The sequence below is a fragment of the Vibrio viridaestus genome (assembly GCF_003856525.1).
Classification (GTDB): Bacteria; Pseudomonadota; Gammaproteobacteria; order Enterobacterales; family Vibrionaceae; genus Vibrio; species Vibrio viridaestus.
In genome coordinates this window covers 1-460 of the sequence record NZ_RJVQ01000131.1, presented here as the reverse complement: position 1 = coordinate 460, position 460 = coordinate 1, and the positions used below count along the sequence as shown (strand labels likewise).

At 48.4% G+C, this 460-nt stretch carries 1 tRNA gene; it reads left to right on the top strand.

From position 1 onward, the window contains the following. The first annotated feature begins 261 nt into the window (after positions 1-261). A tRNA-Asn gene (locus tag EES38_RS23330) sits at positions 262-335 on the top strand. Positions 336-460: the final 125 nt, after the last annotated feature.

Genomic DNA, 460 nt, shown 5'->3' with positions numbered 1-460 from the left:
TGTCGATGTAGACCGATGCAAAACTCGTCGGAACAAATCTCTGACTGATTCGACTGCATTCTGAACTAGATGAGTGGGTGATTAGTGGTGGTGTTGGTGTTGGTGTTGGTGTTGGTGGTGTGAAATTGGTATTGTAGTTGGTGTCAGTGTTTGTGTAATGGTGGTCATGCTAGTGATTGTGTTTGTKTTGTTGCTGGTTGTTGTGTGCGATGTGAGTTGGTATTGTGTTGTGGTATGGTCTGTGTGGGGTCGACGAATGTCGCCTCCGTGGCGCAACCGGTTAGCGCGTTCGGCTGTTAACCGAAAGGTTGGTGGTTCGAGCCCACCCGGAGGCGCTTCCCACTTCTGACGAAACACATCAACAACATCAACACTCGCTTCGTCACACATCCATCAATACACTCACACTGTACAACTACTCCACCAACACACACCCGGATTACTCTCAAATTACTCTCAA